Source organism: Pseudomonas sp. SWRI22, from assembly GCF_014268395.2.
In the GTDB taxonomy this organism is placed as follows: Bacteria; Pseudomonadota; Gammaproteobacteria; order Pseudomonadales; family Pseudomonadaceae; genus Aquipseudomonas; species Aquipseudomonas paracarnis.
Map to the genome: position 1 here is coordinate 3657890 of NZ_JABWQK020000001.1, position 13852 is coordinate 3671741.

Genomic DNA, 13852 nt, shown 5'->3' on the forward strand with positions numbered 1-13852 from the left:
TGCTCGCGAAATACGCCAAGGCGCCGCGTTGCATCAGGATGAGCGTGTGATCGTTCACGTTCTTCGCGAGCAAGCTCGCTCCTACGGGGACTTGGTGTCGTTGCCAAGCAGGCTTTCGGCTTTCTGGATGACGATTTCCAGCAGCGCATTCAATGCCGGGGAGGGCGCAGCGTCTTTCAAGGTCAACGCATACAGGCTGACCACTATCGGTGGTGACACCGGGCACGCATCAAGCCCGGACTCTCGTGCACCCAAGGCAGTGAACGGGTCGACAATCGCCAGGCCTTCTCCGGCCTCCACCAAGCCGCGCATCATCGGGTAGGTTTGCACCCGCGTCTGCACCACGGGCAGCGGCCGCAGGGCGTGCAGCTTGGCATCCAGCAAGCGGCTGAGCGGGTCATGGCCTTCAAGGCCGATCAACGACTGGCCGGCCAACTCCTGCAGCGCAATGTATTTTTGCTTGGGCTTGAGCCAGCCATGGGGGGCCAGCAACTGCAATTTGCCTTGGGCCAGCACCGTGCTCTGGATCTGTGGATGTTCTGGGTCATGCAGGCTCAGGCCCACATCGGCTTCATGCAACAGCAGGCTGTTGATGATCTCGCCAACTGGCTGGCTCGACAGGTTGCACGGCATGTCCTGGAAGCGTCGACGCAGTGCAGCAATGCTCTGGGGCAACAGTTGGTTGGCCAACGGCGGCGTGCAGAGCGCGCGCAGGGGCGGCGCATGATGGTGTTTCAAGCGGCTGGCAAGGCGTTGCAACGGCTCCAGGGCTTCATACAGAGCAGTGATTTGTGCCTGCAATTCCAGGGTTTCCCGGGTGGGCTGCAAACGCCCGCGCACGCTGGCGAACAGCATGAAGCCCAATTGCTGCTCAGCGTCCTTGAGAGTGGCGTCTACTTCGCCCACGGGGAGTTGCAACCACTCGGCGGCGGTGCCGAGGTGGCCGGTCTGCAAGATGGCCTGAATCACTTCGATATGACGTAAACGCATGGCCGGAGTCTATGTGCAGTGCGCAGGGGATTCAATGGCGCAGGCCTTCGTGCGCAAAAAAGACTGCCGGGGTCGTCCCGGCCTATGGCGCTCAGCCAGGACCCCATTAGAATGGCGGGTCTGATCAGCAACGACCCCTGCCGGTTTCCCGGTACTTAAAATAAAAAACAGGTCTGGTCTCATATGCCTCTACCCTCGACGTTCTTCGGGGTAACGGCCAAGCAACTCGTGGTCCTAGTGACCGTGGGAGGCCTGGCGGCTTACTTCTTCAATCATCAGGATGAACCGACGCCGGACAATCTCGCACTGGAGGCCTTTATTCGCTCCCAGCAACAGGTGGGCGAGCAGGTGGGCGCAGTCGTGGGGATCACCCTAGTCAGGGAGGTGGAGGCTTACCCCGCGTACAATGCGGCAGGTTACAAGCGCTCGATGTTTACCGTGCAAGGGGAGCACGGCCAGGTGCTGGTGACGCTCAAGCAAGACGAGCAGGGCATAGAGGTGACGCAGATCCGCCGCCCATGAACGTCCCCAGCCCAGCCGCCAGGACTGAGCAGGTGAACAAGGCAAGCGCTTACGATGCCAGAGTGGTTTCGGACTCGCGCACGAGAATGGTGCCCGACTGGATCAGTTTGAATTCATCACCTTCCAGCTTTTCTACACGGTCGCCAATGGCCAGCTTGTAGGTCGTGGTGGGCGTCGATCCGGCCAGGTCGCCTTGCGCCGGGTTGGATTCCTGAAACTCATGCACCGAATAAACGCGGCCTTCCGCGTCTCTGGCATGAAACTGTCCAACAAGTACTGCAGCCATCTGTTTAGAACCTCTGGAGATAAACACTCGATTTGCGGTTCTGTAGACCGTCAGGGAGCGGGGTAGTTTACCTATAAGAAAAAAATACTATTCGCTGATATTTTCAGACGCTTCCTACGCAAGTGCTTGCAAGGAAAACGTGGAGGGAATCCGCACAACCCTCTGGTGAACGCGCCGCGAAGCCTCTATAACTACAAGCTCCTTTATTCAGAAGTCGGGAAACCTCAATGAGCAAGGTCTACACGATTGCCGTCCTGGTGGGCAGCTTGAGAAAAGAGTCGATCAACCGCAAGGTCGCCCTGGCCCTGGCCGAACTGGCCCCTGCCAATCTCAAGTTGAACATTGTTGAAATCGGCGACTTGCCGCTCTACAACGAGGACATCGACGGTGCAACACCGCCCGCAGCCTACAGTACTTTCCGCAAACAAGTGAGTTCATCCGACGCGGTGCTGTTCGTCACCCCCGAATACAACCGCTCCGTGCCGGCGGCCTTGAAAAATGCCATTGACGTGGGCTCGCGCCCATACGGGCAGAGCGCCTGGAGTGGCAAGCCGGGGGCGATCATCAGCGTGTCGCCGGGTGCCATTGGCGGCTTTGGCGCCAACCACCATTTGCGCCAGTCCCTGGTGTTCCTGGATGTGTGGTGCATGCAACAGCCGGAAGCCTATCTGGGCGGGGCGGGCAATGTGTTCGATGAGGCGGGGAAGGTGTCGGACAAGACCAAGCCGTTCCTGCAGGCATTCATCGATGCCTACGGTAAGTGGGTGGAAAAGCAGAAAGGCTGAAATTAGCCCCGCACCTGTAGGAGCGAGCTTGCTCGCGAAAAACTCGACGACAACGCGTTCATTCAGGATGTCAGCGTTACCGTTAGCGATCTTCGCGAGCAAGCTCGCTCCTACAGTAGGGGGTTATCGCAGCCAGTTGGTGCGTGCCAGTTCGATAACCTCATCGCCACGCCCGCTCATCACCGCCTTGAGCATGTACAGGCTGAACCCCTTGGCCTGTTCCAGCTTGATGCTCGGCGGCATCACCAGTTCCTGAGTCGCGGTCACCACGTCCACCAACACCGGGCCATCGTGGGCCAGGGCACGGCGCAGTGCCGGTTCCAGGTCTTCGGATTGCTCCACACGTATGCCCAAAATGCCCATGGCATTGGACATGGCCGCGAAGTCCGGGTTTTTCAGCTCGGTGCCGGTGTCCAGGTAACCCGCAGCCTTCATCTCCATGGCGACAAAGCCCAGGGACGAATTGTTGAACACCACGAGTTTGACCGGCAATTGCAGCTGCGCCAGGGAAATGAAATCCCCCATCAACATGGTGAAACCACCGTCCCCGGACATCGAGATCACCTGCCGTCCAGGGAACGCCGCCTGGGCGCCGATAGCCTGAGGCATGGCGTTGGCCATCGAGCCATGGTTGAACGAGCCGATCAGCCGGCGCTTGCCGTTCATCTTCAGATAACGCGCCGCCCACACGGTGGGTGAGCCGACATCGGCGGTAAAGATCGCATCATCATCGGCCAGTTCGCTGAGCAAGCGCGCCACATACTGGGGATGGATTGGCCGGCCGGCCTTGGACGGTTGCGCCAGGTCATCCAGGCCTTGGCGGGCTTTTTCGTAGTGCTTGAGGGAGGTTTCGAGGAAGCTGCGATCGGTCTTGCGGGTCAGGCGCGGCAACAGCGCGTCGATGGTTTCACTGACATCGGCGGCGATGCCCAGGTCCAAGGTCGCACGGCGCCCCAGGGCTTGAGGGTTGCGGTCCACCTGGATGATCCTGGCGTCGGTCGGGTAGAACTGGCGATAAGGGAAGTCGGTGCCGAGCATGACCAAGGTGTCGCAATCGAGCATGGCGTGGTAGCCGGAGCTGAAACCGATCAGGCCGGTCATGCCGACGTCGAACGGGTTATCCCACTCCACGTGCTCCTTGCCCCGCAGTGCGTGAACCACCGGCGCGCCGAGGGCGTCGGCCAGCGCCACCACTTGATCGTGGGCACCGGCACAGCCGCTGCCACACAGCAGGGTGACTTTCTCGCTGCTCTGGAGCATGTCGGTGAGGCGCTGCAAGTCCTGCTCAACCGGCAGGGTGCGCGGTGCGTGCAAGGCCGGCCAAGGCTTGAGCTTATCTTCCACCTCCAGCAGCGAAACATCTCCCGGAATCACCACCACCGCCACGCCTCGGTTGAGAATCGCCGAACGCATGGCACGGTGCAGCACCTGAGGCATCTGCTCGGGGTTGCTCACCAGCTCGATAAAATGGCTGCACTCCTTGAACAGTTCCTGGGGATGGGTTTCCTGAAAGTAATTCAGGCCAACCTCCGAGGACGGAATTTGCGCGGCAATCGCCAGCACCGGCACATGGTTGCGATGGCAATCGAACAAACCATTGATCAAATGCAGGTTACCCGGCCCGCAACTGCCGGCGCACACCGTCAACTCGCCGGTGGCCGCCGCTTCGGCACCGGCAGCGAAGGCGGCGACCTCCTCGTGGCGCACATGCATCCACTCGATGCTGTCCATGCTGCGCAGGGCGTCGGTCAGGCCATTGAGGCTGTCGCCGGTGAGCCCCCAGATACGCTTGATACCCGCTTGTTCCAGGGTGGTCGCCAACTGCTGGGCCAGGTTGATTTTCGCCATGAGGAACTCCAATCGTCAGTGAGGTTGAAAAACTGCTGATCAGTAGGGGACACTTCAATCACGGCGAATGCTCCGCCATTAATGTGAAGATTGCGTCATGTTCGCGCGATACTGCCGCGTACGCCGCGCGATAAACCACTGGTCACAGGCCAATGCCAGCCAGGGCGCAACGTTGGGGTTGGGCAGACGGCCGCGGCTCAGGCGACGCATCTGGTCGCGCACCACGGCGAGGGTGGCGAGGGCGGCCAGCGGTTTGCGCTTCCATTCCATGGGCCGCAGTTGTGGGTTGAGGTCGCGACCTTCACGCCACTGTTTGATCAGTTGCGGCTCCAGGGTCAGGGCGGTGGCGATGCCGGCCATGGCGATGCCGCTGTCCAATACTTGCTGGACCACCGGCAAGCGGCGAATACCTCCGGTCACCATCAGTGGCATGGTGGCGATGCTCGCCATTTGCGTGGCGAAATCCAAAAAGTAGGCTTCACGGGCCAAGGTGCGGCCGTCCCGCGCTTCACCTTGCATGGCCGGCGCTTCATAGCTGCCGCCGGACAACTCAAGCAAATCGATCGGCAGTGTATTGAGCATTTCCACTACAGCGCGTGCATCGGTCTCATCGAAGCCGCCGCGCTGGAAGTCTGCGGAATTGAGCTTTACCGACACACAAAATGAAGGGCTGACATTGGCCCGCACGGCACGGATGACTTCTAGCAGCAGGCGTGCCCGGTTTTCCAGGGAGCCGCCCCAACGGTCGGTGCGATGGTTGCTCAAGGGCGAGAGGAACTGACTCAACAAATAGCCATGGGCGCCGTGGATCTGCACCCCGGTGAACCCGGCTTGCTCGGCCAGGCGGGCGCTGGTGGCGAAGCGCTTGATGACGTCCTGGATGTCGTCTTCGGTCATGGCCTTGGGTTTGGCGAACATCTTGGAAAAACTGCCCACATCCAGCGCAATAGCCGAGGGTGCCAACGCTTGTTGACCGAGGTTGGCCATGGTCTGGCGGCCCGGATGGCTGAGCTGTACCCAGAAGTGCACACCTTTGGCCCGGGCTACGTCGGCCCATTCACGAAAACTGGCCAGGTGTTGCTCGTTTTCCAGCGCGACACCGCCAGGGCCGGTCATGGCGCGGCGGTCGATCATCACGTTACCGGTCAACAGTAAGCCGGGCTCGCCGTCGGCCCAGGTCTTGTACAGCTGCTTCAATGCTTTGGACGGTGCCTGATGCAGGTCCGCCATATTCTCTTCCATCGCGGCCTTGGCGATGCGGTTGGCGATGACTTGGCCGTTGGGCAGTTGCAGCGATTCGAACGGTGACATGGGTTAACTCCTGAGCAGGGGAGGTCTCAGGCTAAGCTTAAAGTTAACTTTAATGTCAAGCGGGAGTCGATCACGAAGGATTGACGGGCGACGGAACTGTAGGAGCGAGCTTGCTCGCGAAGAACGCGAGGGCGCCGCTACAGCCAGGCGACCTGCGTTATCGTTCAGGTTTTTCGCGAGCAAGCTCGCTCCTACAGGGGCTTAGCGGCGGCGGAACAGCGGCAGTGGTTCATCGGTGGCCGCTTGATAGGTCACCGAGAAATCCTTGAGACTTTCCAGCGCTTCGTACGGGTCTTTGTCCGCGCGCAAGGCGAAGGCATCGAACCCGCAGCGGTGCAGGTAGAACAACTGGTCACGCAGCACGTCGCCAATGGCCCGCAGTTCACCCTTGTAGCCATAACGGTCACGCAGCAGGCGGGCGTTGGAGTAGTTGCGCCCGTCGGTGAAGGCCGGGAAGTTCAGGGCGATGACCTGAAAATGCTGCACGTCATCACCGATTTCTTCGGCTTCTTCATCGGCGTCCAGCCATACACCCAAACCGCCGTCGCGGGCCTTGAGGGCGTGGCCGTGCTCACGCCACAGGGCCAGCGGCACGATCAGGTCGTCGCAGTTGGAGATGCCGTCGAAGCTCGCGTCCTTGGGCAACAGGTGCCAGGTTTCGTCGACGACTGCGTTGTTCTTAATGATTCGCTGCATAGACACGCTCCTTGAACAGGTCGATGCCGATGCGCTGGTAGGTGTCGATGAAGCGCTCATCTTCGGTACGCTGTTCGATATACACGTCGATCAGCTTGCCGATCACCTCTGGCATGGCTTCCTGGGCGAAGGATGGGCCGAGGATCTTGCCCAGGCTCGCATCGCGGCTGGCGCTGCCACCCAGGGACACTTGGTAGAATTCTTCGCCTTTCTTGTCCACGCCCAGGATGCCGATGTGGCCGACGTGGTGGTGACCACAGGCGTTCATGCAACCGGAGATGTTCAGGTCCAGCTCGCCGATATCGAACAGGTAATCCAGGTCGTCGAAACGGCGTTGGATCGACTCCGCAATCGGGATCGACTTGGCGTTGGCCAGGGAGCAGAAGTCGCCGCCCGGGCAGCAGATGATATCGGTCAGCAGGCCGATGTTCGGCGTAGCAAAGCCGCCTTCGCGCAGTTCGCCCCACAGGGTGAACAGTTGGCTCTGTTCAACGTCCGCAAGAATGATGTTCTGCTCGTGGGAGGTGCGCAGTTGGCCGAAGCTGTAGCGCTCGGCCAGGTCGGCGACCGCGTCCAGTTGCTTGTCGGTGATGTCGCCAGGCGCAACGCCGGTGGGCTTGAGCGACAGGGTCACTGCCACATAGCCGGGCTTCTTGTGCGCCAGGGTATTGCGCGTGCGCCAGCGGGCGAAGCCTGGGTGTTGCTGGTCGAGTGCGGCCAACTCGGCGTCCTGATTGCTCAGGGCCTTGTACTCAGGGTCGACGAAGTGCTTGGCGACGCGGTGCACTTCGGCTTCGGTCAGGGTGGTCTGGCCGCCGCGCAGATGTTCCATTTCGGCATCGACTTTCTGGGCAAACACCTCAGGGGTCAGCGCCTTGACCAGGATCTTGATCCGGGCCTTGTACTTGTTGTCGCGACGGCCATAGCGGTTGTAGACCCGCAGGATGGCGTCGAGGTAGCTCAACAGGTCCTGCCACGGCAGGAACTCGTTGATGAACGCACCGACCACCGGCGTACGACCAAGGCCGCCACCCACCAGCACACGGAAGCCCAGCTCGCCTGCAGCGTTGTACACCGGCTCCAGGCCGATATCGTGGACTTCGATGGCGGCGCGGTCCGAGGTCGAGCCATTGATGGCGATCTTGAACTTGCGTGGCAGGTAGGCGAACTCAGGGTGGAAGGTAGTCCACTGGCGCACGATTTCGCACCACGGCCGTGGGTCGATCAACTCGTCGGCAGCGACGCCGGCAAATTGGTCGGTGGTCACGTTGCGCAGGCAGTTACCGCTGGTCTGAATGGCGTGCATCTGCACGGTAGCCAGTTCAGCCAGGATATCCGGCACATCTTCCAGGGCCGGCCAGTTGAACTGCACGTTCTGGCGGGTGCTGATATGGGCATAGCCTTTGTCGAAGTCGCGGGCGATCTTGGCCATCATTCGGGTCTGGCGCGACGTCAGTTGGCCATAGGGCACGGCCACCCTCAGCATCGGCGCAAAGCGCTGAACGTAAAGGCCATTTTGCAGGCGCAGAGGGCGGAACTCTTCTTCGCTCAGTTCACCTGCTAAGTAGCGTCGGGTCTGATCACGGAACTGCTTGACGCGGTCCTCGATGATGCGCTGATCGTATTCGTCGTATACGTACATATAGGTCCTGTTCTCGGCAAATCTGCGCGCACGGCCGCGCACTCCCAACGGAGCCGGCGCACGATACCAGTTTGCGTATATGCGCAAAAGTGATGTTTGGGTATATGCACATAACCAAACTGACTAATGAGAACAGTTATCGCGATACCCACATTTGTCATGGGGGCAAGACTGGTCTTTACTGTGGACGAGTCTTAGTGCAGTCACCTATAAAACCGACAAGAGGCGATGCGATGAGTAATTCCACCAAAGCCCGTAAACCTGACAGTACCGTTGATGCCTGGGCCATTTTGTTTCTGATTATTCTCGTGGTCGGCACCGCTGTATTTTGGGTCAGCCACCAGTAATAAAACCGTTGATTGAGCAGCGATTGGTTGTCGAGTAGCCAAGATGATGGCTGTCGATATTCAAGGTTCATCTGAGCGCCTGCATTTGTCAGCGCCGCCAGCGCCGGTGGATTCCGTGCGCTGGCGGTCGTTGGCAAACCGGCGTCCTGTTTATGCGTTCAGTCTGCATCGGCGGCGGCGTTAAACACCGGCCAGGTACAGCACCAGCTTGACGATGCCAAACAGCGTCAAGGCAAACACCACCGTGAACGCAACGCCCAGGATCACAAAGTGGCTGGGTTTGCCATGGGTGAAATCGCGGGCGCGATTCTTGCCGCTTTGCACACCGAACGCGGCGGCCGTCACGCTGTGCAGCATCTGCCGGAAGGTCGGTGGTTTGTCATCGATTGGATCGTCCATAAACCCCTCGTCAACAAGGTTCTCATGCAGAGTATAGACAGTCTGTCGAGGCTCATTTGGAAGCCAGTACCTCCAACCCCAGGAATAGTCGCTGATCAAGCGGTGACTTGATCTCGGCTTTCTCCAGGTTGACCACGGCGCGGTTGTCGGCACGCGCCTGTTCAATCAGTTCCCGGCGCGTATATCGCTGTTCACTCGGGGTTTTAAGGTGACCGAAATCAGGTTGGGAGGGCGCTTGATCGACGGCGGAATAATGAAAATGCGCGTACCACAAAACATTGTCCTTTCCCTTTATACCCGCCCTGATTTTGCTTTTATCGCGTACTGCATACTCGGTGAGAAAGTCACCGGCCTTCAACGGCACGCGGCTCTTCACCAGGTTGATATCGACAAAACCGTGTTTCCACAAGTAATCGACGTGGGAGGCTTTGGGGCGTTGCAACTTGTACCCTTCGCTGCAACGCTCACGTGCCTGTTGCGTTGCCTCGGCCGCCAGGCTGCGGTACTGATCGATCAACGTGCGAGCGCCGGGATCGTTGGCGTGATCGCGCTGGAGTTCTTCGGCAAGGGTTGTGAATTTCGCTGCGTGCTGGGTCAGTATCACATCCCACTCAAGGGGATCGAGGCTTTCCAGTCGGCCCGGGTCGCGTAACTTTCGTTGTTGGAAGGCGATGCTGCTGTCAATGCCGGTGCGCTCGTCCCTGACGGTTTGCGCCTGTGCTTCTATGGTTTTCAGCGAACGCTTGATTGCCGTCGGCGCGGGCGCTGAGGGCCCGACCTCTTCAACCACGTTCCATACACCTTCGCCGGGGTGTTCAAGGTAGGTGGCGAGGGTTTTTCCGGTGAGCGGGTCCTTGATATCGACGAAATTACCCGGTGTGTCGCGCTGGGCAGGGCGCACTTCACCCACCAGGGTCCTGCGGTCACGGGTCTTGATCACTCTTCGGTTCGGTGCTTTCTGCCGTGTGATGCGCTCGGGCGTTGGCAGTGGCGCGAAGCCTTCTTCCACCAGAATCAAATTGGCCAACTGCGCCTCAAGGCTGGTGCGGGCATAAGCCAGATAGTCCAGAAACGGTTGGCGATGCTCCTCGCGAATGAAGCCGGAATTCATTTCAGCCAGCGACGTGACAGCGTTTTCCAATTGCTCATATCGCTCCAGAACGTCCTTGAGCACGTCGATCTGCTCTCGGGCCGAATAGCCGGTAGTGGTGAGCATTTCCGTATGCGCCATCAAGCTGGTTGCGGTTCTCTTGTCGGTCAGCTCGCGTACGAATGGAAATTCCGTTGGGTTGCGCGAGTCATTCATGCGATTGAACACCAAGTCCATGAACACCAGCAGGGCGTGCTGTTTGATCGCGACCGAGCGGATGTTTTGATCAGAGGGCTTGCCTTGCAAGAGTATCTGGCGCAGGGCCGGGTCTGCCTCTTTGAGTAACGTCTCGATCTTTTCAGCGGGCTCGACCATTTCCGTAAGCGCGGCAAGCTGGCGTTTTTTGGTGATGATGTAGTCGTCGTAGGCGTCGCTGATGTTTTGCGGCAGCTCCCGTGATGCGCGGGCGCTGAGTTCAGCGTCGGTTTCGCCACGATCGGTTTCCAGGGCGTCTGCCATTTTTTGCGACACCGATTCGTAGATGCCTGCCCAGAAGTCAAAATTGCTTTTGCTTGCCCTGTTTCGCTCCCTTACATAAGTGGGGTCAGTCCTGTCGACAGCCATCAGTTCGCTGGTCTTGGATTCGACTTTTTTCATCAGCGTCATTACCTCGCGGCCGTACTGCTGGAAGTTATCGAGGGCGATATTCCACTGCGTCCTGGCTTGGGCCGCCGCGACGCGCCGTTTCTCATGACGGATAAGAACTTCTGCGTGCAACTTCGGTATGTTCGCGGAACTGGCCAGCAATAACCAATCCTTGCGCAGGCTTTTGCTTTGTTCAACAAGTTGGGCACGGGCTGCGTTCAGAGTGCTTTGTAGCGAAAGCGAAGTGGGTATCAGCGAGAATATTTCGGCATTCAGTGCTTGCAATTCGGCCTTTAATACACCCAGTTTTTCGGCACGTTCCTTCTGCCATTTACTCAAGCGTTCCCGGGGCATTCCGCCCTCCAGCCTGGCGTGAGTGTCCAGGCGCCAGTGCCCCTGGTGGTCGCTTATCAGCTTGAAACCGGGGTGTTGCGGATATTGCGGGTGTACCAGATAGACCTCGTTGAATCCCGGCACCACATTGACCTGGAACAGCAACCCGCCGAGGCTGGCGTGCCAGGTGCCATTTATGCGGTAAAGGCCTTTGAGCGGGCCGCTGCCTTGCGCAGTCGGCAAGGGTTCAGGCCATGGCACATTAATGTCCAGCATCGCCCTCAGTCGTTCGCTTGCGTGTGGGCTTGCCAGCGAGCGAATGAAGTCCAGGGCGGTGTGGCCTGATGCCGGGGGTTCTCCCGGCAATGACACTGCGCCAGAACGTATCACTGGCGCATCCTGAGGTGGCAGCAGGCCTGGTGCACGGCGCCAGGTTTCAAGGCGCAACGCGCTGTCGGTTGCACTCGGTGGCGACAACGGTTTGGCAGAAGGCGATGCGCCATGCAGCAACACCATCGCAGTATTGAGCAGCAGATCAATCAGCGCCAACTCGCGGGTGGTGGGATCGTTGCTGTCCAGGCCCGCCAAGTCCTGCTCCAGGCTGGCAACCAGCACCAGGAACCAGCCGGCCAACATGGCTGGGCCCTGTACCAAGGGCAGCAGCAGTGTATTGAACAACAGCCAGGCACCCTCCATCACAATGGCCCATCGGCTTTCGGTGTTGGAGATCGACTCGCGGTCCGCCAGGTCGACCAGTGCCCGTGCGGTGCTGCCAAACAGATGGTTGGGCAGTTGGCCGTTGAGCTGGGACTGGAGCCATTCACCGGCGCCGTCATCGACGGCCAGGGTCGCGGGCGCTGGTTTCTCGGGTCGGTTGAACTCGTCGCCGGGCAAGAAACGGATGATGTGCGGCTCTTTGATGCCGCCGTGTGCATAGATGGGGCGCGCCTTGTCCGATAGCCAGGTCAGCACGCTGTCCTGCAACGCACCCGGTTCGGCGATGGCCTCCAGCAGCGCCTGGCGCGTGGGGTATTCGTTGAGGGACTCGGCGTACAGCGGTCGGTACAGCAAGTGTGGGCCGACCTGGGAGTCGCGAGGCTCAATGATAAACATATTATTCACTTCGTCCGGCGTGGCCCCGGCTTTACGGCACAACGCCAGGGGGCGCAGGACGATTTCCTGATCGTTGACGAGTCTGAGCGAAGGCGTTTCTCCCATGAGCGCCTTGACATACTGATAACCCGTCACGGTCATGCCATGCTGCTGGCGGACCTTGAATTCCAGCGCCTGCATCGGCAGATGAGCCTTCAGTTCGCGAGTAAACAGCAACTCGCGGCGACGCGCCTCGACGGTATCGGACAGCAACAGATCTTTGAGGGCATTAGGGTAGGTGGTGCCGATATCGACGCGCTGGATCAGGCCGTTGCTGCCCATCAGATAGTCTTCATTCAACCAGCCAGGCAGTGGCGTGGCTGTTGTGGAAGACAGCTTCAACGTACCTTTGGGCTTGCCGGCCAGATTCTTCAGGGCCAGCTCCGTCAGCGACATGCGCACGTGTTCGATGATTCCCGCGCCGCCCGGATAACCTGCCGCTACCGCAAAGTCCAACAGCACCGCATCAGGGTCGAAATCGCCGTGATCGGCTTGCATCTGCTTGCGCAATGCGTTGCGGCTGAATGTGTGGATGTTTTCAATACCCTCGTTGAAGGATCGTCCCTGGTTTGTTTGCAGAACATGCGCCATATCCTGCAAGTGGCGGTGATAGGCGAAACGATCCGCGGGCTCGGCTTGCTTGAGCCATTGCGGCAGTTGCTGGCTCACGATGCCAAGGCGCCCGGTGTCGGGCAACTTGATGTCGGTAAAATACCTGGCCGGGTTGGTGATCATGTCCAGGCGTTGATCGAGTTCTTTTTCGTCTTGCCCCTGGAACGATAGGGCTCCCAGGTCTTCGAGTTGTTGGTTAAGGATCAGCCCGGCCTGTTGTTCAAATACGTTGGCGGCAGTTTCGTTGCGTTGCCAAGTGAGGCTGTCGAACTGAAACTCGCGTTGCATCCTGCTCCCCCACGCCTGGCTGAACGCCTCCAGCGAATCAAACGCCTGGATTGCGCCGGCTACGCTGTAGAGCAACACCTGTTTATCGCGTACCAATAACAGGTCCGGGGTCAATACCCGCACCGTCTTGCCGAGGCGGGTGAGTGTGCTCTCTATGAAATATACATAGGTGGCGGGTAAGGAACGGGGCAGGCGCTCACGTTGCGCTGGCCAGGCGGCGACTACCGCCAGCATATCGCGCTGCACGTCGCTCAGCGGTGACTGGCTGGCCGCAGTGGCAATCATCTGACCATTGAGAAACTCTGCAAGCCACTGCCAGCGGCTGTTGCCATGATTGTCGACCTGGCTCCAGTAGTCGGCCAGATCGTGTTGCATGTACAAGTAAAGGGACGCGGGAAATTCGTCAAGAATCTGGGCGACCACCTGCATGTCGAGCGGCTGGCCATCCCCGGTCTTGAGCGCGGCGGGGGGCTGTGTCGTGAGGAAGTACGGACGCTCGCGTACGGCGCGCAGGTCAAGTAACTGTGGGTTCAGTACATGGGCGACAGCCACCTCCATGAGTGCGGGGTAGGTGTATTCGCCATTGGGCTGAGGGCTGGCCAGTTTGACCGCAAGCCAGTCGAGGTCCAGCGACGGGTAGTGCTCCAGCATCCGGCTGCGCAATGCCTTGAAGACGACGGAATACAGCGCCGGCCGCGTAGCGAAGCGCTCATGCACTGCCTGGGCGGGCAGTTGGCGAAAGGCTGAGTTTGACGAGGGAGTATTGGGTTCGGTCATGATGACATGCGTTTCCTGTATAAAACCGGTTGTGCTGAGCTGCCGGTTCAGCGGACCGAGAATCGGTCCGACACAGGAAATCGCATTGAGTCATCGTAGGTGCGGTAAACGGTTACCGCAGCCAGTAGC

The 13852-nt window shown here is 59.5% G+C and carries 11 protein-coding genes; 2 read left to right on the top strand and 9 right to left on the bottom strand.

From position 1 onward, the window contains the following. Window positions 1-81: 81 nt before the first annotated feature. On the bottom strand, window positions 82-990 hold the full coding sequence (locus HU730_RS16040) for a LysR substrate-binding domain-containing protein (RefSeq protein ID WP_096144271.1): 909 nt from the start codon (window positions 988-990) through the stop codon (window positions 82-84). 183 nt (window positions 991-1173) lie between these two features. Here HU730_RS16040 and HU730_RS16045 point away from each other — a divergent pair, with 183 nt between their 5' ends. Next, window positions 1174-1512 carry a hypothetical protein gene (locus tag HU730_RS16045; RefSeq protein ID WP_014718262.1) on the top strand — a complete coding sequence of 113 codons (339 nt, stop codon included), beginning with the start codon at window positions 1174-1176 and terminating at the stop codon, window positions 1510-1512. A gap of 49 nt (window positions 1513-1561) precedes the next feature. Here HU730_RS16045 and HU730_RS16050 read toward each other — a convergent pair whose 3' ends face one another. Next, entirely contained in the window at window positions 1562-1798 is a 237-nt protein-coding gene (locus tag HU730_RS16050; RefSeq protein WP_032874044.1) for a hypothetical protein, read from the bottom strand. Window positions 1799-2025: 227 nt separating this feature from the next. Here HU730_RS16050 and HU730_RS16055 point away from each other — a divergent pair, with 227 nt between their 5' ends. Continuing rightward, window positions 2026-2583, top strand: a complete 558-nt coding sequence (locus HU730_RS16055) for an NADPH-dependent FMN reductase (protein WP_186527394.1) — start codon at window positions 2026-2028, stop codon at window positions 2581-2583. Between the two features lie 123 nt (window positions 2584-2706). On the opposite strand, the gene poxB is transcribed toward HU730_RS16055, so the two are convergent. The 7 genes from poxB to HU730_RS16090 form a co-directional block, all read right to left on the bottom strand. Next, window positions 2707-4431, bottom strand: a complete 1725-nt coding sequence (gene poxB / locus HU730_RS16060) for a ubiquinone-dependent pyruvate dehydrogenase (RefSeq protein ID WP_034126070.1) — start codon at window positions 4429-4431, stop codon at window positions 2707-2709. A 78-nt stretch (window positions 4432-4509) separates the two neighbouring features. After that, complete coding sequence (locus HU730_RS16065; protein WP_186527393.1) at window positions 4510-5742, bottom strand: NADH:flavin oxidoreductase/NADH oxidase family protein; 1233 nt, start codon at window positions 5740-5742, stop codon at window positions 4510-4512. Window positions 5743-5943: 201 nt separating this feature from the next. Beyond that, window positions 5944-6438, bottom strand: coding sequence for a DUF934 domain-containing protein (locus HU730_RS16070; protein ID WP_003190711.1), 495 nt, complete (start codon window positions 6436-6438; stop codon window positions 5944-5946). Further along, window positions 6422-8080 (bottom strand): nitrite/sulfite reductase, encoded by a 1659-nt coding sequence (locus tag HU730_RS16075; protein ID WP_003190712.1) that lies wholly within the window; start codon window positions 8078-8080, stop codon window positions 6422-6424. The genes HU730_RS16070 and HU730_RS16075 overlap by 17 nt, the downstream gene beginning before the upstream one ends. Before the next feature lie 178 nt (window positions 8081-8258). Continuing rightward, window positions 8259-8564 (bottom strand): hypothetical protein, encoded by a 306-nt coding sequence (locus HU730_RS16080; RefSeq protein WP_186527413.1) that lies wholly within the window; start codon window positions 8562-8564, stop codon window positions 8259-8261. 43 nt (window positions 8565-8607) lie between these two features. After that, on the bottom strand, window positions 8608-8826 hold the full coding sequence (locus HU730_RS16085; RefSeq protein WP_034126066.1) for a DUF2970 domain-containing protein: 219 nt from the start codon (window positions 8824-8826) through the stop codon (window positions 8608-8610). A gap of 52 nt (window positions 8827-8878) precedes the next feature. Next, the gene (locus HU730_RS16090; protein WP_186527392.1) at window positions 8879-13723 is read right to left on the bottom strand and encodes a DUF6543 domain-containing protein; all 4845 of its coding nucleotides are present in this window, start codon (window positions 13721-13723) and stop codon (window positions 8879-8881) included. Window positions 13724-13852: the final 129 nt, after the last annotated feature.

Coding starts and splice junctions, on each gene's coding strand:
- HU730_RS16040 (WP_096144271.1), bottom strand. CDS start 990: ATGCGTTTACGTCATATCGAAGTGATTCAGGCCATCTTGCAGACCGGC.
- HU730_RS16045 (WP_014718262.1), top strand. CDS start 1,174: ATGCCTCTACCCTCGACGTTCTTCGGGGTAACGGCCAAGCAACTCGTG.
- HU730_RS16050 (WP_032874044.1), bottom strand. CDS start 1,798: ATGGCTGCAGTACTTGTTGGACAGTTTCATGCCAGAGACGCGGAAGGC.
- HU730_RS16055 (WP_186527394.1), top strand. CDS start 2,026: ATGAGCAAGGTCTACACGATTGCCGTCCTGGTGGGCAGCTTGAGAAAA.
- poxB (WP_034126070.1), bottom strand. CDS start 4,431: ATGGCGAAAATCAACCTGGCCCAGCAGTTGGCGACCACCCTGGAACAA.
- HU730_RS16065 (WP_186527393.1), bottom strand. CDS start 5,742: ATGTCACCGTTCGAATCGCTGCAACTGCCCAACGGCCAAGTCATCGCC.
- HU730_RS16070 (WP_003190711.1), bottom strand. CDS start 6,438: ATGCAGCGAATCATTAAGAACAACGCAGTCGTCGACGAAACCTGGCAC.
- HU730_RS16075 (WP_003190712.1), bottom strand. CDS start 8,080: ATGTACGTATACGACGAATACGATCAGCGCATCATCGAGGACCGCGTC.
- HU730_RS16085 (WP_034126066.1), bottom strand. CDS start 8,826: ATGGACGATCCAATCGATGACAAACCACCGACCTTCCGGCAGATGCTG.
- HU730_RS16090 (WP_186527392.1), bottom strand. CDS start 13,723: ATGACCGAACCCAATACTCCCTCGTCAAACTCAGCCTTTCGCCAACTG.